The 20,385-nt window shown below is 73.5% G+C and carries 17 protein-coding genes; 6 read left to right on the forward strand and 11 right to left on the reverse strand.

The window, feature by feature from the left end; genetic code table 11:
- Positions 1 to 45 precede the first annotated feature (45 nt).
- The 3 genes from AC29IT_RS18520 to AC29IT_RS18530 form a co-directional block, all read right to left on the reverse strand.
- Complete coding sequence (locus tag AC29IT_RS18520; RefSeq protein ID WP_488219592.1) at positions 46 to 732, reverse strand: excalibur calcium-binding domain-containing protein; 687 nt, start codon at positions 730 to 732, stop codon at positions 46 to 48.
- Between the two features lie 246 nt (positions 733 to 978).
- The gene (gene gndA / locus AC29IT_RS18525; protein WP_358445871.1) at positions 979 to 2,415 is read right to left on the reverse strand and encodes an NADP-dependent phosphogluconate dehydrogenase; all 1,437 of its coding nucleotides are present in this window, start codon (positions 2,413 to 2,415) and stop codon (positions 979 to 981) included.
- A gap of 137 nt (positions 2,416 to 2,552) precedes the next feature.
- Entirely contained in the window at positions 2,553 to 3,749 is a 1,197-nt protein-coding gene (locus AC29IT_RS18530) for a dipeptidase (protein ID WP_488219593.1), read from the reverse strand.
- Between the two features lie 246 nt (positions 3,750 to 3,995).
- On the opposite strand from AC29IT_RS18530, the gene AC29IT_RS18535 reads away from it, so the two are divergent.
- The gene (locus tag AC29IT_RS18535) at positions 3,996 to 4,502 is read left to right on the forward strand and encodes a mycothiol transferase (RefSeq protein ID WP_488219594.1); all 507 of its coding nucleotides are present in this window, start codon (positions 3,996 to 3,998) and stop codon (positions 4,500 to 4,502) included.
- Positions 4,503 to 4,735: 233 nt separating this feature from the next.
- On the opposite strand, the gene AC29IT_RS18540 is transcribed toward AC29IT_RS18535, so the two are convergent.
- The 3 genes from AC29IT_RS18540 to AC29IT_RS18550 are packed head-to-tail and all read right to left on the reverse strand — an operon-like array spanning position 4,736 to position 8,455.
- Entirely contained in the window at positions 4,736 to 5,848 is a 1,113-nt protein-coding gene (locus AC29IT_RS18540; RefSeq protein WP_488219595.1) for an iron-containing alcohol dehydrogenase family protein, read from the reverse strand.
- Between the two features lie 13 nt (positions 5,849 to 5,861).
- Positions 5,862 to 7,337: an aldehyde dehydrogenase family protein gene (locus AC29IT_RS18545; RefSeq protein WP_488219596.1), complete on the reverse strand. Its 1,476-nt coding sequence runs from the start codon at positions 7,335 to 7,337 to the stop codon at positions 5,862 to 5,864.
- Entirely contained in the window at positions 7,334 to 8,455 is a 1,122-nt protein-coding gene (locus AC29IT_RS18550) for a mandelate racemase/muconate lactonizing enzyme family protein (protein ID WP_488219597.1), read from the reverse strand. Before AC29IT_RS18550 ends, AC29IT_RS18545 begins: the two co-directional genes overlap by 4 nt.
- Positions 8,456 to 8,751: 296 nt before the next feature.
- On the opposite strand from AC29IT_RS18550, the gene AC29IT_RS18555 reads away from it, so the two are divergent.
- Positions 8,752 to 9,513, forward strand: coding sequence for an IclR family transcriptional regulator (locus tag AC29IT_RS18555; RefSeq protein ID WP_358439306.1), 762 nt, complete (start codon positions 8,752 to 8,754; stop codon positions 9,511 to 9,513).
- 22 nt (positions 9,514 to 9,535) lie between these two features.
- Here AC29IT_RS18555 and AC29IT_RS18560 read toward each other — a convergent pair whose 3' ends face one another.
- From AC29IT_RS18560 to AC29IT_RS18575, 4 genes are all read right to left on the reverse strand, one after another.
- On the reverse strand, positions 9,536 to 10,789 hold the full coding sequence (locus AC29IT_RS18560; protein ID WP_358439309.1) for a cation:proton antiporter: 1,254 nt from the start codon (positions 10,787 to 10,789) through the stop codon (positions 9,536 to 9,538).
- Between the two features lie 139 nt (positions 10,790 to 10,928).
- Positions 10,929 to 12,386 (reverse strand): cytochrome P450, encoded by a 1,458-nt coding sequence (locus AC29IT_RS18565; protein ID WP_488219598.1) that lies wholly within the window; start codon positions 12,384 to 12,386, stop codon positions 10,929 to 10,931.
- Positions 12,383 to 13,462, reverse strand: coding sequence for an alpha-hydroxy acid oxidase (locus AC29IT_RS18570; RefSeq protein ID WP_488219599.1), 1,080 nt, complete (start codon positions 13,460 to 13,462; stop codon positions 12,383 to 12,385). The genes AC29IT_RS18565 and AC29IT_RS18570 overlap by 4 nt, the downstream gene beginning before the upstream one ends.
- Positions 13,459 to 15,036, reverse strand: a complete 1,578-nt coding sequence (locus AC29IT_RS18575) for an NAD(P)-binding domain-containing protein (protein WP_488219600.1) — start codon at positions 15,034 to 15,036, stop codon at positions 13,459 to 13,461. Before AC29IT_RS18575 ends, AC29IT_RS18570 begins: the two co-directional genes overlap by 4 nt.
- Positions 15,037 to 15,311: 275 nt before the next feature.
- Between AC29IT_RS18575 and AC29IT_RS18580 the strand changes: the two genes are divergently transcribed.
- The 4 genes from AC29IT_RS18580 (at position 15,312) to AC29IT_RS18595 (ending at position 19,482) form a co-directional block, all read left to right on the forward strand.
- Complete coding sequence (locus AC29IT_RS18580; RefSeq protein WP_488219601.1) at positions 15,312 to 16,784, forward strand: class I adenylate-forming enzyme family protein; 1,473 nt, start codon at positions 15,312 to 15,314, stop codon at positions 16,782 to 16,784.
- A 120-nt stretch (positions 16,785 to 16,904) separates the two neighbouring features.
- A complete protein-coding gene (locus AC29IT_RS18585) occupies positions 16,905 to 18,053 on the forward strand; it encodes an FAD-dependent oxidoreductase (RefSeq protein WP_358439323.1) in 1,149 nt (382 codons plus the stop codon).
- An 11-nt stretch (positions 18,054 to 18,064) separates the two neighbouring features.
- Positions 18,065 to 18,673, forward strand: a complete 609-nt coding sequence (locus AC29IT_RS18590; protein ID WP_488219602.1) for a TetR/AcrR family transcriptional regulator — start codon at positions 18,065 to 18,067, stop codon at positions 18,671 to 18,673.
- Between the two features lie 101 nt (positions 18,674 to 18,774).
- On the forward strand, positions 18,775 to 19,482 hold the full coding sequence (locus tag AC29IT_RS18595; protein ID WP_488219603.1) for an alpha/beta fold hydrolase: 708 nt from the start codon (positions 18,775 to 18,777) through the stop codon (positions 19,480 to 19,482).
- On the opposite strand, the gene AC29IT_RS18600 is transcribed toward AC29IT_RS18595, so the two are convergent.
- Complete coding sequence (locus AC29IT_RS18600) at positions 19,451 to 20,338, reverse strand: helix-turn-helix transcriptional regulator (protein ID WP_488219604.1); 888 nt, start codon at positions 20,336 to 20,338, stop codon at positions 19,451 to 19,453. The genes AC29IT_RS18595 and AC29IT_RS18600 overlap by 32 nt on opposite strands.
- Between the last annotated feature and the right edge of the window lie 47 nt (positions 20,339 to 20,385).

A 20,385-nucleotide genomic window follows, 5' to 3' on the forward strand; every position in this document is an offset into this window, starting at 1 on the left:
TCCACCCGAGCGGATCGGGTGGGCGGGCCGTTCACCTGAGCGGGGTCAGTTCTCGCAGCCGATCCCGTCGCCGTCCCGGTCGAGCTTCGCGCTGTACCCCGGTTCCCCGCGGTACACCGGTGCCGCCCCGGCCGCGCGGGCCGCGGCGCAGTTCTCGTAGTACACCGACGGCGCCGGGTCGTCGTAGGTCTTCGCGACGTACGGCTCCGGCTCGGGGGTGTGCGGGGCGGCGGGAACCTCGGGCGTGCTGTCGACGGTCCGGGGCAGCCGCACCGGGCTCGGGGCCGGTGCCGGTTCCGGTGACGGCGCGGGCGCGGGCGCGATCAGCTTCACCACGACCGGCGCCGAGAGCCGCACCGCGGTGCCCGCGGCCGGTTCGATCGCGCTGACCACCCAGGTCTCCGGCACCGGCACCGCCGAGGTCGCGTCGTCGGACACCGCGGTGACCGCGGTCAGCCCCAGCGCGCGCAGCTCGTCGAGCACCACCCGGGCACCCCGGCCCGCGACGACCGGCAGCACCACCTCGGGTTCCGCGGGTTCGACCGCCACCGGGGTGGTCGTGACCGGGAAGACCGGCGCCCGCTCGGCCTGCGGCGGCGAGGCGCAGGAGGCCGCCAGGCCGACGACGAACAGCAGCAGGAAGACGCCACCGGTGAGCCACGGCCACTTGCGCTGGTGCGGCCGCGGCAGGGAGGGCGTGTTCGGCAGCTGCGGGAACGTCCGCATACCCATGTCCGTTTTCTCTTTTCCGCCCCGGAGGGCGCATCGGGCCCAGTGCCGTTCACCAGGCTCGATGGACATGTCGCCGAACACGGACGGTCGTTACCGAATGCACTCAGTCGGCCTAACGGCGCCCGCGGACGAGCGATGAGCCCCACCTCTCCGCAGCCGACCGAGAACATCCACCGCCGAACGAGGCCCCGAACGCAGAAAGGCCCGCGGCACGCCGGAGCGCACCGCGGGCCCTGGTGGAACCGATCAGGCGGATTCCTCGGCCCGGTTCGTGTCCCAGCGGGTGTGGAAGGAGCCCTCCACGTCGGTGCGCCGGTAGGTGTGCGCGCCGAAGTAGTCGCGCTGCGCCTGCGTCACCGCGGCGGGCAGCCGCTGCGCCCGCAGCGCGTCGTAGTACGACAGCGCCGCCGAGAAGCCCGGCGTGGGGATGCCCAGTTCAGCGGCCGTGGCCACCACGCGGCGCCACGCGTCCTGGGCTGCGGCCAGCTCCCGGGAGAACTCGGCGTCCGCCAGCAGCGTCGGCAGCGCCGGGTCCGCCGCGTAGGCGTTGCGGATCCGGTCCAGGAACGCGGCGCGGATGATGCAGCCCCCGCGCCAGATCGTCGCCATCGAACCCAGGTCGACGTCCCAGCCGTACTCCCGGCTGCCCACCGAGATCATGTTCCAGCCCTGCGCGTAGGACACGACCTTCGACGCGTACAGCGCCTGCTCCACGTCCTCGGCGAGCCGCTTCGCGTCCTCGCCGGACAGCGCCGCGGGCTGGGGGCCGGCCAGGTCGCGCGCGGCTTCGCGCAGGTCGCCGTGCCCGGACAGGCTGCGGGCGAACACCGCTTCGGCGATGCCGGAGACCGGGACGCCCAGTTCGAGCGCGGTCTGCACCGTCCAGCGGCCGGTGCCCTTCTGCTCCGCCTGGTCCTGGATGACGTCCACGAACGCGGCGCCGGTGCGGGCGTCGGTGTGGGTGAGGACCTCGGCGGTGATCTCCACCAGGTACGAGGCGAGCCTGCCCTCGTTCCAGCCGCGGAACACGTCGGCGATCGCGGCCGGCTCCAGCCCGCCCGCGTGCCGCAGCAGGTCGTAGGACTCGGCGATGAGCTGCATGTCGGCGTACTCGATGCCGTTGTGCACCATCTTCACGAAGTGCCCGGCGCCGCCGGGGCCGACGTGGGTGCAACACGGGGTGCCGTCGACGTGGGCGCTGATCTTCTCCAGCATCGGCCCGAGCGACTCGTAGGCCTCCGCGGAACCGCCCGGCATGATCGACGGGCCGTTCAGCGCACCCTCCTCACCACCGGAGATGCCGGTGCCGACGAAGTGCAGGCCGCGACCGCGCAGCGCCTCGTCGCGGCGGCGGGTGTCCTCGAAGTGCGCGTTGCCGCCGTCGATGATCACGTCGCCCTCGTCGAGCAGCGGGGCGAGCTCGTCGATCACCGCGTCGGTGGGGCCGCCCGCCTTGACCATGATCACGACCCGGCGGGGGCGTTCCAGCGACGCCACCAGGTCGGCCGCGGACTCGGCGGCGACGAACTCGCCCTCCTCGGCGAAGCGCTCCATGAACTCGTGGGTGCGTCCGACGGAGCGGTTGTGCACGGCCACCGTGTAGCCGTTGCGCGCGAAGTTGCGGGCCAGGTTGCGCCCCATGACCGCGAGACCGGTGACCCCGACCTGCGCCAGCTTGGACATGAATACCTCTTTCGCTCCGGATGCCTCGTGGGAACAACTCCGCCGTCGCGGCGGGTGTTCCCGGTTCGGCGAACATCACCTCGCCGGGTGGTGCTCGCATGGGTGCATGCTCCCCCGATTCGGCGGGGGCGGCGGGATCAGCCGTCCAGGTCCTCGATGGTGGCGACCGACGGGCGCTCGGTGGCGCGCAGCCGGTCCGCGACCTGTTCGGCGTCACCGAGCACGCGGATCGCGTTGCGGTGGGCCAGTTTCGCGAGGTCCTCTTCGGACCAGCCGCGATCGATCAGTTCGGCGAACAGGTTCGGGTACCCCGCCACGTCGGCGAGGTCCTCGGGGGTGCTGGCGACGCCGTCGAAGTCGCCGCCGATCCCCAGGTGGTCGACGCCCGCCAGCTCGCGCATGTGGTCGAGGTGGTCGGCGACGGTGGCCGCGGTGGCGGGCGGGCGCGGGTGCTCGGCCTCGTGGGCGGCGCGGAACGCGGCCACCCGCTCCTCGTCGTCCTCGTCGACGCCCGCGGCCGCGCGCGCGGCTTCGTAGTCGCGCAGCCAGTTCCGGGTCTCCTGCCGCACGAACGCGGGCACGAAGGTGGCCATCGCGACGCCGCCGTTGGCGGGGAGCGCGGCGAGCACGTCGTCGGGGATGTTGCGCGGGTGGTCGCACAGCGCGCGCGACGACGAGTGCGAGAAGATCACCGGGGCTCGGGACACGCGCAGAGCGTGCCGCATGGTGTCGGCGGAGACGTGCGAGAGGTCCACCAGCATCCCGATCCGGTTCATCTCCCGCACCACCTCCTCCCCGAAGCGGGTGAGGCCGTGCGCGGCGGGTTCGTCGGTCGCCGAGTCCGCCCACGGCACGTTGTCGTTGTGCGTGAGCGTCAGGTACCGCACGCCGCGGGCGTGGAAGGCGCGCAGCGTGGCCAGCGAGCAGGCGATGCTGTGCCCGCCCTCGGCGCCCATCAGCGAGGCGATGCGGCCGTCGGCCATCGCCGCCCGCACCTCCGCCGCGGTTCCGGCCAGGCGCAACCGGTCCGGGTGCCGGTCGACGAGCCGCAGCACGCAGTCGATCTGCTCCAGGGTGGCCGCGACGGCCCGGTCGCCCTGCAGTTCGGCTTCGACGTAGACCGACCAGAACTGGCCGCCGACACCGCCCGCGCGCAACCGCGCGAGGTCGGTGTGCAGCGCCGCCGACTGGTCCTGGGCGATGTCCAGCCGCTCCAGGTCGTAGGCGCCGTGCTCGCGCAGCGCCCACGGCAGGTCGTTGTGCCCGTCCAGCACGGGGTGCCGCGCCAGCAGGCCCCGCGCTCGTTCCACCGAGGTCGGTTCCGCGTCGCTCATGGCACCTCACGTTCGGTCGCGCGCCCGGAGGCGCGGTGGCTCGTCCCTCCGAGGTGTCTACCCGCACCGGCACCGCGCTTCAAGGTCGACGCCGAGACGGTTCGATCACTCCACGATCGTCCACTGTGGACTTCACGTCGCCGCGGAACCGGACGTACCGGGCTCGCGCCGGGTGCCCCCGTCGGTGCCTGCCCGTACCGTGGGACGCGGCACGACCGAACCACCGCGGAAGGGGCGCTCAACGAGATGACCAGCGCAGACGTGCTCGTCGACGGATACGACCGGATCCAGGGCTCGGTGCACGAGGCGGTCCGCGGGCTCGAACCGGAGCAGCTGGAGTTCCGCCTCGACCCGCAGGCCAACACCATCGCCTGGCTCACCTGGCACCTCACCCGGGTGCAGGACGACCACCTCGCCGGAGCCGCCGGGACCGAGCAGGCGTGGCTCGCCGACGGCTGGCGGGACCGGTTCGAGCTGCCCTTCGACGCGGCGGACATCGGCTACGGGCACAGCTCCGACCAGGTCGCGCAGGTGCGCGCGCCCGCATCGCTGCTGCTCGGCTACCAGGACGCGGTGCACGAGCGGACCGTCCGCTACGTCCGCACCCTCACCGACGCCGACCTGGACGAGGTGATCGACGCCGACTGGACGCCGCCGGTCACCCGCGGGGTGCGGCTGGTGAGCGTGCTGGCCGACGGGTTGCAGCACGCAGGACAAGCAGCATTCATCCGCGGCGTGCTGGAACGACGGTGATGGGACGGCTCGACTCCTGTTGCGCAGGGGGCGGGTGGCGGAACCTCAGCGGGATTCTCGCTGCGGGATCGTTTTCACCGGTGGCTCCGCCACAGGAGAAAACGCTGTCCTCGCGAGAATCCCGCTGAGAACCCGCGGCGGTGCCGGGTGCTCTGGTGGTCGCTGCTCAGCGGCTTTGCCGCTGACAGGAAGGACTATGGGGGCCGCCCTGAGGTCCGGTGGCCGGTGGTCTGTCAGTAGGTGGCCTGCAGGAGGTCGTGGAGCTGGGGTTCCGCTGCTTGGGTGGGGTTGTTGCGGCTGACGGGGTCGGCGGCCGCTGCTGCGGCGATCGAGGGCAGCATGTCTCGGCGCACGCCCAGGTCCCGCAGCGGGGACCGGATCTCCAGCCCGTCGGCGAGGTCGCGGGCGCACCGGATCGCCGAGGCCGCACCCTCGCCGGCGCCCATCGCGCGGGCCGCGTCGGCGTAGGCGTCCCCCGCGGTGTCCGCGTTGAACTCCATGACGACCTCCAGCACCGCCGCCAGCGCCACGCCGTGCGGAGTCCCGGTGTGCCCGGTGATCGCGTGCCCGAGCCCGTGCACCAGCCCGAGCCCGGACAGGGTCAGCGCCTGCCCGGCCAGGTGCGCGCCCAGCATCACCCGGGAACGCGCCTCCAAGTCGGTACCGTCCCGGTGCGCGACCGGCAGCCAGCGGGCGACGAGCGCGACGGCCTGCGCCGCGTAGGCCGCGGAGATCGGGTTCGCGCCGCGGGAGGACAGCGATTCGATGCCGTGCACCAGCGCGTCCAGCCCGGTGGCGGCGGTGATGCGCGCGGGCAGGCCCGTGGTGAGCTCCGGATCGAGCACGGCGACGGCCGGCCGCACCGAGGCGTGCCCCAGGTAGACCTTGCGGCGGGTCGCCGGGTCCTCGATGACGCCGAACCCGTTGGTCTCGGCACCGGTCCCGGCGGTGGTGGGGATCGCCAGCAGCGGCAGCCCGGGCAGCCCGGGCTGGGCGCGCAGCGCGATGGCCTTCGCCGCGTCCAGCGGTGATCCGCCGCCGAGCGCGACCACGGCGGCGGAGCCGAACCGCTCCAGCCCCGCCGCACCGGATTCCACAGTGGACAACGTGGGGTTGGCGGCGACGTCGTCGAAGACCGCGTGCTCCAGCCCGGCCTCGGCCAGCACCGCCAGCACCCGGTCCAGGATTCCGGCCGCGCGCACGCCCCGGTCGGTGATCAGGTAGGCCCGGTGGTGGCCGAGCTCGTCGATCAGCCGGGGCAGCGCGGCGATGCGGCCCGGGCCGAACTCGATGCGGCAGGTCGGTTCGATGCTGAGCCCGTCGACGGGCAGCTCGTGGTCGCGCACGTGGCACCTCCGGTCAGGACAGGTCGATCCAGGTGGTCTTGAGCGCGGTGCACTCGGCCAGCGCGTGCAGGGACTTGTCCCGCCCGGCCCCGCTGGCGCCGAACCCGCCGAACGGGGTGATCACGTCGCTGGCGTCGAAGGTGTTGACCCACACGGTGCCCGCGCGCAGCCGCCGCGCCACCCGGTGCGCGGTCGTCACGTCCCGGGTCCACACCGAGGCGACCAGCCCGTACTCGGTGTCGTTGGCGAGCCGGACTCCCTCGTCCGCGTCGCCCTCGTAGCCGAGCACGGTCAGGACCGGCCCGAAGATCTCCTCCCGCGCCGCAGGCGAATCCGGCGGCACGCCGTCGAGGATCGTCGGCGGGAAGAAGGTGCCGTGCAGCGCTTCGCCGCCGAGCACCGCGGTGGCGCCGTCGGCGAGGCCGCGCGCCACGTACCCCGACACCCGCCGCAGCTGCGCCTCGTCGACCAGCGGGCCGACGACGGTGGCCGGGTCGAGCGGGTCGCCGACGCGGAACGTCTCCTCGGTCAGCCGCACCACCTCGGCCAGCAGCCGGTCCTTGACGTCGTGGTGCACGATCAGCCGCGATCCGGCGTTGCAGGTCTGCCCCGCGTTGTAGAAGATCCCCCACGCGATCGCCGAGGCGGCCGCGGTGAGGTCCGCGTCCGGCAGCACCAGCTGCGGCGATTTGCCGCCCGCCTCGACGGCGACCTGCTTGCCGTTGGACTCGCCCGCGTACACCTGGAATCGGCGGCCGATCTCGGCGGAACCGGTGAACGCGATCTTGTCCACGTCCGGGTGCCTGCCCAGCGCCTGACCGGCCTGCTCGCCGAGCCCCGGGACCACGTTGAACACCCCGTCGGGCAGGCCCGCTTCGGAGCCGAGCCGGGCGAGCAGCAGCGCGGCCAGCGAGGTCTGCTCGGCCGGTTTCAGCACCACCGAGTTCCCGGTGGCCAGCGCGGGCGCGATCTTCCACGAGGTGATCAGCAGCGCGTAGTTCCACGGCACCACCGCGCCGATCACGCCGAGCGGTTCCCGGGTGACCAGCGCCAGCGCGTTCTCCGGAGCGGGCGCGACCTCGCCGGAGGTCTTGTCGACGGCCTCCGCGTACCAGGTGAGGGTGTGCGCGGCGCCCGCCACGTCGACGCGGCGCGCTTCGGCGAGCGGTTTGCCCATCTCCAGGCTGTCCAGCAGCGCCAGCTCGTCCGCGTGCGCGCGGATCAGCTCCGCCCAGCGCAGCAGGACCTCCTTGCGGCGCCCCGGATCCAGCCCCCGCCAGCGGCCGTCGTCGAACGCGGCGCGGGCGGCGCGCACCGCGCGGTCCACCTCGGTGCCGGTGCAGGCGGCGACCCGGGCGAGCTCGGCGCCGTCGCGGGGGCTGGTGCTGGGGAAGGTCGCGCCGGTGGCGACGAACTCGCCGTCGATGAACGGCCGCGTCTCCGGCTCGCCGATCAGCGCCGAGCTCGGCGCGTCCAGGGCGGGGGTCACGAGGTTCCTCCGATCGTGGTGGCGGCGATGACGTCCTCGTCGAGCTCCACGCCGAGCCCGGGGGCCTGCGGCACGGCGACCATGCCGTCCGGGCGGATCTCGACGGGACGGGCCAGCGGGAAGTCCCGGCGCTGCGGCGTCCACCCCGGTGGGTCGTAGGGGAACTCGAAGTGCGGTCCGCCACCGACGCCCGCGGCCACGTGCAGGTTCGCCAGCAGGCCGATGCCGTTGGTCCAGCTGTGCGGGGTGAAGTGGCGGTGCTTGAGCCGGGCCAGTTCGGCGATGGTGCGGGCGCGGTGCATGCCGACGGCCAGCACCACGTCCATCTGGTAGACGTCCAGGACGTCCTGCTCCAGGTAGCGCAGCAGGTCGGGCACCGAGTGCTGCATCTCCCCCGCCGCGATGCGCACCTCCGGGTACCGGGCGCGCAGGGCGCGGAACCCGGCGATGTCGTGGTACGGCAGCGGTTCCTCCACCCAGCTCACGCCGATCTCGGCGAGCCGCCGGACGGTGCGCGCGGTGGTCGCGAAGTCCACCGCGTCGGCCGTGTCGCCCGCCATCCGCCAGGACTGGTTGAGGTCCACCATGATGTCGAAGTCCGGGCCGAGCGCGTCCCGGACGGCCGCGACGGTCGCGACGCCCTCCTCGACGCCGTCCGGGGCGATGCGGATCTTCATGGCGCGGAACCCGGCCTGCCGCGCGGCCAGCGCCGATTCGACGCGTTCGGCGGGTGGTTTCAGCTCGGCGGTGGACGCGTAGGCGGGCAGCGCGTCGGTGGCCCCGCCGAACAGCACCGACACCGGCACCCCGGTGGCCTTGCCGATGACGTCCCACAGCGCGGCCTCCAGCGGCCAGAACGCGCCGCCGTGGAAGTTGGCCGTCTCGATGGCCTTGACGTGCCGGTCGATCCGCAGCGGATCGGTGCCGACGAACAGGTGCCGCACCGCCTCGAACCCGGTCATGGTGTCGCCGGAGCCGATGCCGGTGATGCCCTCGTCGGTGCGCACCCGCACCACGGTGGCGTCGAAGTGCTCCCGCGGCCGCGGGTCCCAGGCGGCGTGCAGCGGCGGGTCCAGCGGCAGCCGCAGCCGGTCCACGGAGATGTCGGTGATCTTCATCTGACCTCCCGGAACCGAAGCTAGGAAAGCGCCCGGCCCGAGGACAACCCGCCACGACCGATCGAAACCCGAGTTGCGCACGCGACAACCGGACGCCGCGAGCACGCACCGCGGTTCCTCGTCGGCGGCGGAGCGGCGGAGGAAACCGCTCACTGCCCGTCTCGCCACTTCTGCCGCGTAGTGCTCGGGTAGCGGAACCTCAGCGGCTTCCTCGCTGCGAGATCGTCCGATGTATGCCCGGTTCCGCCACCCGAGCAGCACGCACGCCGAGCCGCGGGAGAGGCATCGTAGGGGGCATGGGTGAGATCCAGGGTGGCTTGCGGCGCGATCTGGAGTTGCTGGAGGCGCTGGGTTCGGCGGAGGCGCAGCGCACCGGCGGGCTCGGGGTGGCGCGGCTGGCGGTGCTGACCGGGCGGGACAAGAGCCAGGTGTCGCGGGCGCTCAAGGCGCTCGCCGAGGCCGGGGTGGTGGAGCGGCAGCCGGACACCTTGGCGTACCGGCTGGGCTGGCGGCTGTTCTCGCTGGTCGCGCGCACCACCGGGGATCGGCTGGTGCGTTCGGCGGAACCGGTGATGCGCGCGCTGTCGGCGGAGGTCGAGGAGACCAGCCACCTGTGCGTGCTGCGGGAGCAGGAGGTACTGACGTTGCTGTCGGTGTCGGGCCACTCGTTCCGGGTGCACGACTGGGAGGGCCGCGGGGTGCCCGCGCCGTGCACCTCGGCCGGCCGGGTGCTGTTGCAGGACGTGACGCCGGACGAGCTGTACGTGCGCTTCGGCACCGAGCTCGGCGCGACGCCGCCCGGGTCCACGGTGCGCACCCTGCCGGAGCTGTGGTCGCGGATCAGGGAGGCGGCGCGGACGGGCTACGCGCAGGTCAGCGAGGAGTTCGAGACCGGGCTGGTGGGGGTGTCCGCGCCGGTCCGGGACTTCCGCGGCCGGGTGGTGGCGGCGCTGAACCTGTCCGCGCCGGCGCAGCGCCTCGCCGATCGGCTGGACGCGGCGGGCCGGGCCACCGCCCGGGCCGCCGCCCGCATCTCCCAGGAGCTCGGCGCGGCCTGAGCACCGGGCGGATCTCCCCTGGTCAGGCGACCGGTTCCGGTTCGGGGTCGGGGGTGCGGCGGCGCTCCCGGCGGTCCAGGAAGGTCAGCAGCGGGGTCGCCATGATCGTGGTGACCAGGGCGACGAGCACCAGCACGCTGAACAGCTGCGGTGTGACGATCCCGGCCGCCAGCCCCACGTTGATCGCGATGAGCTGCATCAGCCCGCGCGCGTTCATCAGCGCACCCACGCGGGCGGCCACCGAGTTCGGCTCACCCACCAGCCGAGCCGCGGCCCAGCAGGCACCGAGCTTGCCGACGATCGCGGCCACCAGCGCACCGACGGCGAACAGCAGCACGCCGGAATCCACCAGCAGCGCCAGGTCCGTGTTCAACCCGGAGTAGGTGAAGAACAGCGGCAGGAACACGGTGGCGACCGGTTTCACCGTCCGCACCGCCGCGTCCACCTGCTCCGAGCGCGGCAGCACCACGCCGAGGCTGAACGCCCCGAACACCGCGTACAGCCCGATGGTGTCCGTGTACCAGGCGGCGAGGAACACCGCCAGGACCACCGCCATCAGCAGGTTCTCCGGGGTGAGCCGCCGCACCGCCCGGTCGAGCCGCCCCGCGGAGCGCACGACGGCGACCAGCAGCACCACGAACACCGCGCTACCGCCCGCGGCCAGGGCGAACGGCCCGATGCTGGCCGCGGAGATGCTGAGCACCCCGGCGAGCAGCACCCAGGCGACGGCGTCGTCGAGCGCCCCGGCGGCCAGCGACAGCGAGCCGAACCGGGTGCCGGTCAACCCGCGCTCGGTGATGATCCGCGCCAGCATCGGGAACGCGGTGATCGACAGCGTCACGCCCACGAACAGCGCGGAGACCAGCAGCGGCACGCCCGGCGGGTACATGTCCACGTGCCCGGCGGCGAGCACGGCCAGCAGGACGCCGAGCAGCATCGGGGTCAGCACCCCGGCAACCGACACCAGCGAGGCCGGGCGCGCGACCTGCCGCATCCGGTCGACCCGGAACTCGTAGCCCGCCTGGAACATGAACACGACGAGCCCGATCTGGCCGACCACGTACAGCACCGGCCGCAGCTCGTCCGGGAAGATCGCCTGCTCCACGCCGGGCGCGAGCAGGCCCAGCACCGAAGGTCCGAGCACGACGCCGGTGACCATCTCGCCGACCACGGGCGGCTGGCCGAAGGCGCGCAGCACGCGGCCGACCAGGCGGCAGGCCAGCAGGATGACGATGGCGGCGAGGAAGAACGTGGGGGCGAGCTCCGTCGGGGTCATGCGGGTTCCTCCGGGGGCGGTGGTGCGGCGGCGAACCGGTTGCGGCGCAACGGGTTCGCGAGGTGAAGGGTTCGCGGGTGAAGTGGTCGCCGGGCGCACGGTCGCCGGGGCCTCCCGGTCGCGGAGGCCCCGGCCGGGCTCAGCGGTGCGCCGGGCAGCCCGGCGGGGGCGCTTCCCGCCGCAGCCGTTCGAAGTGGTGGCCGGCGAGCCGCTGCCTGCGCGCGTCCAGCACCATCCAGGTGCCCAGCACCAGCTGCCGCACGCTGCGCTCGACGTCCTCCCACCGGTCGCGGACCCGCAGGAACGCCAGCAACGCTCTGGTGTCCCCCGTGCCGGTGCCCCACCTGCCGGTGCCCAGCGCGCCGATGCCCAGCGTCTCCGGGTCCCCCGTGCCGGTGTCCCGCGCGCCGCCGCGGCGCAGCAGCACGCACGGTCCGCGGGACGGCAGCGAGCGGGTGTGCCGCACGCTGGATTCGAGCCGGAACCGGGCCAGCACTTCGCGGGTGACGGCGCGCATCGCCAGCGGCGACAGCCGCCACGCGGGGCACGGCCGGTTCGCGGCCACCCCGAACGGGATGTGCGCGGCGTCCTTCGCCGACAGCTCTTCCCAGCGGGACGGGTCGAACCGCTCCGGATCCCGGTGCCCGGTGGCGTGGTAGTCGGGGTAGCTGAAGCACAGCACCGAGCCGCGCGGCAGCGTGGTGTCCGCGTCGACGCGGATGTCGTCGGTGGTGATGCGGTGCGCGATGCCGAACAGCGGGAACACCCGCATCGTCTCGTCCAGCACGTGCGCGAAGTAGCGGTCGTCGCCGGGGTCGTCGGCGAGCCGCCGCTGCACGTCCTGGTGCTGGGCGAGCACCAGCAGCAGGTGCGCCATGCCTTCGGACAGCTGCACCACCGAGGTGTTGAAGAACGTCCCCTGCAGGTAGTGCACCTGCTCCGCGGTGGACAGCGTGCCGGGCAGCTCGTGCACCACGTCGCCCGCGTCGACCCGAGCCCGCAGGTAGCGGGTGAGCCGGGCGCGGCGGCGCGGGTGCCGCAGGCTGGTGCACTTGAGCGCGTCGACCACGTCGGAGGCGTTGCCGACGATGAGCTCCCTGGCCCGCCGCGGGCAGGGTTCGCCGAAGACGAGCTCGTAGTTGAACTCGGCCCAGATCGGCATCATCAGGTCCCGCAGCCGCGGCACGCCCAGCTCGCCGGGCACCAGCTCGTCGAGGACCTTCGCCGCGCAGCGCGCCGCGGTGGCGGAGAGCGCATCGCTGGAACCGGCCAGGAACCGCTGCGTGGTGCGGGCGACGTCGTCGTAGCGCGGCCCGGCCTCCAGGTGTTCCTGGTGCACCTCGGGTCCCGGCGACAACCAGTACCAGAACAGGTCGGAGAGCCCGGCGCCCTCGCTGCGGCCACCGGCGGCCGGGTGCGAGTAGACCTCGCGGAACCGGTCCGGGCCGAACCGCTCGCTCGGCAGGGTGATCGCGTTGTCGCCGTTGACGAGTTCGAAGACCTTGCCGCGCAGCGCGACGACCCGTCGCGGCAGCCAGCGCGGTGCGGTCAGCGCGGCCGCGGCGGCCACCCAGGGCAGCAGTCGCACCGGCTTCACCGGGCACCTCCGAATCCGCGCGGCACCACGAGGTCCGCGGTCAGGTCGTCGGGTCGCCGGGCCCCGCACAGCATCATGGCGCGGGCGAGGTCGGCGCCGATCCGGTCCAGCACCTCGCGGACGCCCTTCTCCCCGTCGGCGGCGAGCCCCCACAGCACGGGTCGTCCGATGCCGACGGCGTCGGCGCCGAGCGCGAGGGCGGTGACCGCGTCGGTGCCGCGCCGCACCCCGCCGTCCAGCAGCAGCGGGAGGGTGCCGCCGATGGCGCGGGTGATGCGCGGCAGCACGTCGATCGGTGCCGGGGCCGCGTCGAGCTGCCTGCCGCCGTGGTTGGACACGATGATCCCGTCCACGCCCTGCGCGACGGCGAGGTGCGCGTCGTCGGGGTGCAGGATTCCCTTCAGCAGCACGGGAAGCGCGGTGGTGGACCGCAGCACTTCCAGGTGCCGCCAGGAGATCTCCGGGGACATCTCGATGTCGCGGGTGCCGTCCGGCGGGCCGCCGGGCAGGTCGCGCATGTTCGCCGCTTCGTACCCGGGCGGCAGGTCGTGGAAACCGTTGCGCCGGTCGCGCACGTGGTCGCCGAACACGGGCGAGTCGACGGTGAGGACCAGCGCGGTGCAGCCCGCGGTTTCGGCGCGCTCCACCAAGCGGGCGGTGACCTCCGGGTCGGGCTGCAGGTACAGCTGGAACCACACGGCCGCGTCGGCGCGCACCTCCCGCGCGGCCGCCACCACCTCGTCGATGGCGACGGTGGCGGCCATGCTGGAGATCAGCACGTTCCCGGCGGCCGCCGCGGCGCGCGCGGTGGCCAGTTCCCCCTCGGGGTGCGCGAGGCGGTGGAACGCGGTGGGCGCCACCACGACCGGTGCCGCACCCGGCGCTCCCGGCAGGTCCGCCCGCGGGTCGGGCGCCGGTCCGCCGCGCAGCACCCGCGGCAGCAGCGCGAGCCGGGCGAACGAGTTCTCGTTGTCCGCCAACGCGAACTCGTCCGCCGCCCCACCGGCGTAGTAGTCGTAGAACGCCGGTTCCAGCAGCTCCTTCGCCCGGTCGTGCAAGTCGGCGAAGAGGCTCACCGGGCGCCCGCCGGTGCCGCCACCCGCCCCCGCAGGAATTCGCGCAGCGGCGCGCGGTGCACCTGCTCGCTGTCCCACTCGTTCTCCAGGTTCTCGGTGATGTGGTGCTCGGCGAGCAGCGCACCGGCGCGGAAGTGCCGCACCACCGGGTGCAGGTAGCGGCCGTCGAGCCCGCGGGTGTCCTGCTGGGAGGTGCGGCTGTGCTCGACGTCGAACGGGTTGACCCGGTCGTGGTCGGCGCCGTACTCCAACGTGATGGTGAGGTAGGAGTCGACCTCGCCGAACTCGCCGGTGTGCGCGGTCTCGTGCAGGTGGTCCAGGGGCACTTCTTCGGCGTAGCGCGCACCGTCCGGGCCGAGCAGCACCGCATCGGCGAGGAACCCGAACAGCTGCCACAGCGCGGAGCTGCGGTTGACCCGCTCGATGATGGCGTCGGTGACGGCTTCCGGCGTCTCCGCGAGGTCCTTCCCGGGCCAGGTGATCCCGTGGTCGCGGCGTTCGAGGATGCGGTGCAGCGCGCGGACCCCGTAGCGGAAGCCGTGGATGAAACCGCTGGTGGACTTCTTGAAGTCGCGGACCTGGGTGATGGTGCCCGCGAAGTGCAGTCCGGGCACGTTCACCGATTCCCACGCCGCGGTCTGGTCGGGGAACCGGTCGTCGATGGTGAGCTCGGGCCGGCACTCGGGCGCGAACATCGAGGCGTCGAACCGGAATCCGGTGGCCAGCAGCACCCGGTCGTAGCGGATCTCCTTGACGACCTCGTCGACGCGTTCGAAGCTGACCCGCACCAGGTAGGAGTCGCCGTCCGCGCGGATGCCGAGGATCTTCCCGTCCAGCAGCGCGTTCTGCGACTTCAGCTGGTAGGTGTCCAGGAAGTTGTTGTTCACCGCGCGCAGGTGCCCGACGAAGTGGGTCTGCCAGGCGAGCTTCAGCGAGCCGGACCCGGCGACGTGGATGACCGCGGCGTTCTCGATGAGCCCGTCGGCGGTCTCGAACGCGGAGTTGCCGCGGCCGATGATGAGCACCCGCTGCCCGGTGTAGTCCTCGGGGTCGACGGACATCTCGGTGTAGGGCTCGGCGAGCTCGACGCCGTCGATGTCGGGGATGTGGGGCTGGGTGACCCCGGTGGCGACGATGACGCGGGCGGCCCGGTAGGTGTTGCCGTCCTGGTCGCGGGCGACGAACTCGCCGGGCTTGGCGACCTCGACGATGCGGGTGCCGTAGCGGATGCGCAGCCGGTGGGTCTCGGCGTAGTCGGCGAGGTAGCCCACCAGGTCGTCGGCGGCCGGGAAGTACCGCGGGGTGTACGAGGTGAGCAGCGGCGCGTTCTCCTCGGACAGCAGCGAGTTCCAGTCGGTGCGCAGGTTCAGTTCCGGATCGTCCCATCCGGTGTGCACCTTGTTGATGGAGATGAGCTTGCGGTGCCGCGGGAAGTCCGCGAAGAATGTTCCGGGCGACTCTCCCGACTCGACGATGAGGTAATTGCGCCCAGCCCGCTCCAGGTAATAGCCCGCTTGGAGCCCCGCCGGACCGGCCCCGATCACGAGATAATCAAGAGAGTACTCTTCGGACACTAGCTGATTCGCCTCCCACCAGCACAAACAACGGATTACTTGAACCTTAAAGCATAACAGCCCGGTGCGTACACGTGATGCAGATCACAGGATCGATCCGTGGTTGAAGATCCTCCCCAATGGTAGTGATCCCCATTGTCCGCGCCTGCGGAAAAGCACGTACCCCGGGCGACGGAATCCATACGACTATTTGACGAAAAGCGGTAAAAATGGGAGAGAAAACAGTCCCGGGTGACCACGAACACCGGTCCCGGGCACAACCTTTTCCGCAGTCCGTGCTCGACGCGCTCGGCGCCGACCCGCTCACGCCCGCGTTCGAGCACGGCGACCGCGTCGTGGTCCGCGGTGAACTGCTGGAACTCGTCGGCCGGTGCACCGCCGGGCTGCGCGCGGCCGGGCTCGGCCCGCGGGACGGCGTCGCCGTCGACACCGCCGTCACCCCCGAGGGCTTCGCCGTCCAGCTCGCCGCGCACGTCCTCGGCTGCCGCGTCATCGGGCTGCGCCCCGGGCTCACCCCCGCGCAGCTCGCGCACATCCTCGACCAGGACGTGCGCGCCGTCGTCACCGACGACCCGCGCCCGCAGCTGCGCGCGGCGGCGGGCGACGTCGAGCTGCTCGAACTCGGCCCGGCGCTGCTGCGCGCGCAGGAGACGCCGGTCGCGCGGGGCGAGCTCGACGACGACGCGCTCGTCGTGTTCACCAGCGGCAGCACCGGAAATCCCAAGGGCACCGCGTTCGACTACCGCGCCATGACCGAGCACTGGAGCTGGCAGGCGCCGGCGTGGACCGAGCGCACCGCGGAACTCGCCGCGAAGTACCGGCGGTTCCTGTTGTTCGGCACGCTCAGCAGCGCCGTGATGCTGGAGCACCTGGCGCTGTGCCTGCTCTCCGGCGGCACCGCCGTGATCCCGCGCGAGAGGCCGGAATTCCCGCGGGTGCTGGAAGAACTGGGCATCACCGCCTGCCTGCTCACCGTCGCGCGGCTGCACCAGATCCTAGAGTCGCTGGACGAGGGGGACCACGACCTCAGCGCCGCCCGGATGCTGCTGGTCGCCGGATCACCGCTGGCGCCGCACAAGCTCGCGGAGGCGCACGCCCGCATCGGCCACGCCGTGCACCTGGGCTACGGGCAGACCGAGACCGGGATGCTCAGCCTGCTGTCCGCCGCCGACATCGCCGGGCGGCAGCAGGCGGCGAACTCCGTCGGCCGCCCGTGGGACGGCGTGGAACTGGAGGTCCGCGACCACGCCGGGCGGCCGCTGCCCGCGGAGTCCGACGGCGAGGTCTGGGTGCGCGCCGCCCACGTGCTGCGCGGCTACTGGCGAGACCCGGCCGAGACCGCGGAGGTGCTGCACGACGGCTGGGTGCGCACCCGGGACGTGGGACACCTGGACGAGGCGGGCTTCCTGCACCTGACCGGGCGCGCCCGCGACGTGGTGATCGTGAACGCGATCCTGCACTACGCGGGGCCGATCGAGCGGGCGCTGGCCGCGCACCCCGCGGTGGACCAGGCGTTCGTGATCGGCGTGCCCGACGAGCGCACCGGCGAGGCGATCCACGCGCACCTCGTGCTCGCCGGGGACGTGGAGCCCGACCACGAGGAGCTGCGCGCGCTGGTCGCCGCCGAGCTGGGCGCGGCCGCCGCACCCGTCGAGATCGGGGTGCTGCGGCAGGTGCCGCTGACGGCGACGGGCAAGCCGGACAAGCAGGCGTTGCGGGCGCTGACCACGATCCCCGAGCCGCGCTGATCGAGGGCCGCGGGGCCGGCGGGAGGTCCGACGAAAAAGTGTAGTGACTACAACTTTGAAGTCACTTCAGGTATGGTTCCGGTGGAGCGACGCCGCGCTCACCTCGCCGGAAGGACCGCCATGCCCGCTTCCCCACCCCGCATCGCCGTCATCGGCGGCGGCCCCGCCGGGCTCACCTTCGCCCGCGTGCTGCAACGGCGCGGCCTGCCCGTCACCGTCCACGAACGGGACCGCGACCCGGCGCACCGCGCGCAGGGCGGCAGCCTCGACCTGCACCGGGACACCGGGCAGGTGGCGCTCACCGCGGCCGGGCTGCTCGACGAGTTCTTCGCCGCGTCCCGGCCGGAAGGTCAGGCGCTGCGGCTGCTCGACCGGGCCGGGACCGTGCTCGTCGACGCGCCCGCCGACCCGGACGACCGGTTCAAACCGGAGATCGACCGCGGCGAGCTGCGCGCGCTGCTGCTGGGTTCGCTCGAACCCGGCACCGTCGAGTGGGACCGCCGGTTGCGCACGGCCGTCCCGCTCGGCGACGGGCGGCACCGGCTCGAGTTCACCGATGGGCACACCACCACCTGCGACCTGCTCGTCGGCGCCGACGGGGCGCGGTCCGCCGTCCGGCCGCTGCTCTCCGACGCCGAGCCCGAGCACTCCGGCGTCGTGTTCGTCGAAGTGGTGCTCACCGACGTGGACCGCGCGCACCCGGAGATCGCCGAGCTCATCGGGCACGGCATGACGTTCGCGCTCGACGCGGGCCGCGGCCTGCTGGCGCAGCGCGGCAGCGGTGGCGTGATCCGGGTGCACGCCGCGTTCCGCGGGCCGGTGGACTGGGGGCACCGGGTCGAGCGCGGTGCGCTGCGCGCGGTGCTGGCGGAGATGTTCGCCGACTTCGGGCCGGTGCTGCGGGACGTGCTGCACCGCTGCGAGGACTCGTTCACGGTGCGGCCGATCACCGCGCTGCCGGTCGGCCACCGCTGGGAGCACCGGCCCGGGGTGACGCTGCTCGGCGACGCCGCGCACCTGATGTCCCCGTTCTCCGGGCAGGGCGCGAACCTGGCGATGCTCGACGCCGCCGAACTCGCCGAGCTCATCGCGGCGGGCGGCCCGCTGGACGAGGCCGTCACCGCCTACGAAGCGCGGATGTTCCCCCGCGCCGCCGAAGCCGCCGCCGAAGCCGCGGGCGGCGTCGAGGACTGCATCGGCCCGGACGGCCCGGCGCACGCGCTCGTCCACTTCCAGGCCATGACGGCCGGAAACCCGCAGCACGCCTAGGATTCCGCGACATGCCCACCCCAGAACCCGCCGGCCGCCGGGAGCGCAGGAAGGCCCGGACCCGCGCCCACATCGCCGAGACCGCGCTGGAGCTGTTCCTCGCCCGCGGCTTCGCCGAGGTGACCACCGCCGAGGTCGCCGAGGCCGCCGACGTCTCGGTGACCACGCTGTTCAACCACTTCCCCAGCAAGGAGGCGCTCGTCGTCGACGAGGACGCCGAGCGGGAGGCCGCGCTGGTCGCCGCCGTGCACGACCGCGAGCCCGGCACCTCGGTGGTGGACGCGCTGCACGCGTACTTCACCGCGGTGCGCGAAGCCCGCGGCGGCGACGACGGCGGCGCCCGGTTCCGCGAATTCCGCCGCATGATCCTGGAATCGCCGAGCCTGCGCGAACACGTGGACCGGATGTGGGCGCGGCACGAGGACTCCCTCGCGGCCGCCATCGCCGCGGACGCGGGCGCCGCCGCGGACGATCCGGCGGTGCGCGCCCTCGCGCACCTGGTGCTCGCCGCCCGATCCGTTCCCGGGCACGGCGGCGCCGGTTCCGACGCCGCGTTCGCGCTGCTGCGCGCGGGCTGGTCGGCGCTCGACCCGCTCGCACCGGCCGGTCCCCCCGGCTGAACGGCCCACCGGCTCAGATCGGCCGAACGGGCCGTTCCCGGGTCCTGCCCGGGTACCGCCCGGTTCGATCCTTCCACCACCCGCCAGGAAAGAGCGACACGATGACCACTCGAAGCACCCTCCACATCGGACCCGAGGTCCAGCTGACCATCGACGAGACGGGCGACTCCGGCCGCCCGGTGCTGGTGCTGCACGGCGGCGGTGGACCGGCCACGGTCGCCCCGATCGTCGAGCACTTCGCACCCCGCCACCGCGTCCTCGCCCCCGTGCACCCGGGCTGGGCGGACACCACCCGGCCGGAACGGCTCGGCTCGGTCGCCGACCTGGCGCAGACCTACCTGGACCTGCTCGACGCGCGCGGCCTGCGGGACGTGCTGGTGCTGGGCAGCTCCTTCGGCGGCTGGGTGGCCGCCGAGATGGCGGTGCGCGACCGCGGCGAGGTGCTCGGCGACCTGGTGCTGCTGGACGCCATCGGCCCCGAGATCCCCGGCCACGAGATCTCGCTGCCCACCCCGGCGCCCGGGCAGCCCGGCCCGCCGCCCGCGGCCATCGAGGCGATCCGGGCGTACGGCGGCGCCGCGATGGCGGACCCGGAACTGCTGCCGCGCCTCGCGCGGGTGCGGACCCGCGCGCTGGTGGTGTGGGGCGAGGACGACCAGGTGATCGGCACCGGCTACGGCCGGGAATACGCGGCCGCCTTCCCCGACGCCCGCTTCGAGACCATCCCCGGCGCCGGGCACCTGCCGCAGGTGCAGGCGCCCGCGGCGACCTTCGCCGTCATCGACGAGTTTCTGAGCGCTCGGAGCTGACCGCCCGCTCCGGAGCCGGGTCGGCGAGCAGCCCGCGCAGCAGCTCCAGCCGCTCCGCGGACTCGCCGCCCGGCTCCGCGGTGTAGGCGATCAGCACCGGGCCCGGCCCGCCCGGCAGCGGGTAGGCGTCCCAATCGAGGTCGAGTGCGCCGACCAGCGGGTGCGCGAAGTGCTTGCGGCCGCGGGTGCGTTCCCGCACGTCGTGCCGCGCCCAGAACCGGCGGAATTCCTCGCTGCGCACGCTGAGCTCGCCGACCAGCTCCTTCGCCCGCGGGTGGTCCGGATCGGCGGCCACCGAGGCGCGCAGCATCCCGATGTACTCCAGCGCGCTCGACGCCCAGTCCGGGCACACCTCGCGCGCGTCCGGGTGGTGGAACAGCGCGCGCAGCACGTTGCGCTCGTGCGGCGGCTGCTGGTCGAGGCCGCCGAACAGCGAACCGGCGAGCGCGTTCCAGGCCAGCACGTCCAGGTGGCGGCCCAGCACCAGCGCGGGACCGCCGATGGTGTGCAGCAGCCGCCGCGTGCTCTCCGGCACCCGCTCCGGGACGCGGCGGCGCACCGGCTCCGGGTTGCGGGCGGCGCGGGCCAGCGCGTGCAGGTGCCGGGTCTCGTCCTCGTCGAGGTCCAGCGCGCGGGCCAGCGCGTCCAGCACCTCCTCGGAGGGGCGCACGTCCCGGCCCTGCTCCATCCGCTGGTAGTAGTCGGTGCTGACCCCGGCCAGCAGCGCCAGCTCCTCGCGCCGCAGCCCGGTCACCTTGCGCCGCGGCCCCGGCTCCAGGCCGACGTCCTGCGGGCGCAGCCGGGCGCGCCGGGTGCGCAGGAAGTCGGCGAGCTCGCGGGAGTGGGAACCGTTCATACCTGCGATTCTGCCCGCTGCGCGGCCGCGCAGGGTGGGTCCGGCGG

The organism is Saccharopolyspora sp. MMCC62 (assembly GCF_057736575.1).

Coding starts and splice junctions, on each gene's coding strand:
- AC29IT_RS18555 (WP_358439306.1), top strand. CDS start 8,752: ATGGGTGAGATCCAGGGTGGCTTGCGGCGCGATCTGGAGTTGCTGGAG.
- AC29IT_RS18535 (WP_488219594.1), top strand. CDS start 3,996: ATGACCAGCGCAGACGTGCTCGTCGACGGATACGACCGGATCCAGGGC.
- AC29IT_RS18550 (WP_488219597.1), bottom strand. CDS start 8,455: ATGAAGATCACCGACATCTCCGTGGACCGGCTGCGGCTGCCGCTGGAC.
- AC29IT_RS18585 (WP_358439323.1), top strand. CDS start 16,905: ATGCCCGCTTCCCCACCCCGCATCGCCGTCATCGGCGGCGGCCCCGCC.
- gndA (WP_358445871.1), bottom strand. CDS start 2,415: ATGTCCAAGCTGGCGCAGGTCGGGGTCACCGGTCTCGCGGTCATGGGG.
- AC29IT_RS18530 (WP_488219593.1), bottom strand. CDS start 3,749: ATGAGCGACGCGGAACCGACCTCGGTGGAACGAGCGCGGGGCCTGCTG.
- AC29IT_RS18520 (WP_488219592.1), bottom strand. CDS start 732: ATGGGTATGCGGACGTTCCCGCAGCTGCCGAACACGCCCTCCCTGCCG.
- AC29IT_RS18600 (WP_488219604.1), bottom strand. CDS start 20,338: ATGAACGGTTCCCACTCCCGCGAGCTCGCCGACTTCCTGCGCACCCGG.
- AC29IT_RS18595 (WP_488219603.1), top strand. CDS start 18,775: ATGACCACTCGAAGCACCCTCCACATCGGACCCGAGGTCCAGCTGACC.
- AC29IT_RS18590 (WP_488219602.1), top strand. CDS start 18,065: ATGCCCACCCCAGAACCCGCCGGCCGCCGGGAGCGCAGGAAGGCCCGG.
- AC29IT_RS18560 (WP_358439309.1), bottom strand. CDS start 10,789: ATGACCCCGACGGAGCTCGCCCCCACGTTCTTCCTCGCCGCCATCGTC.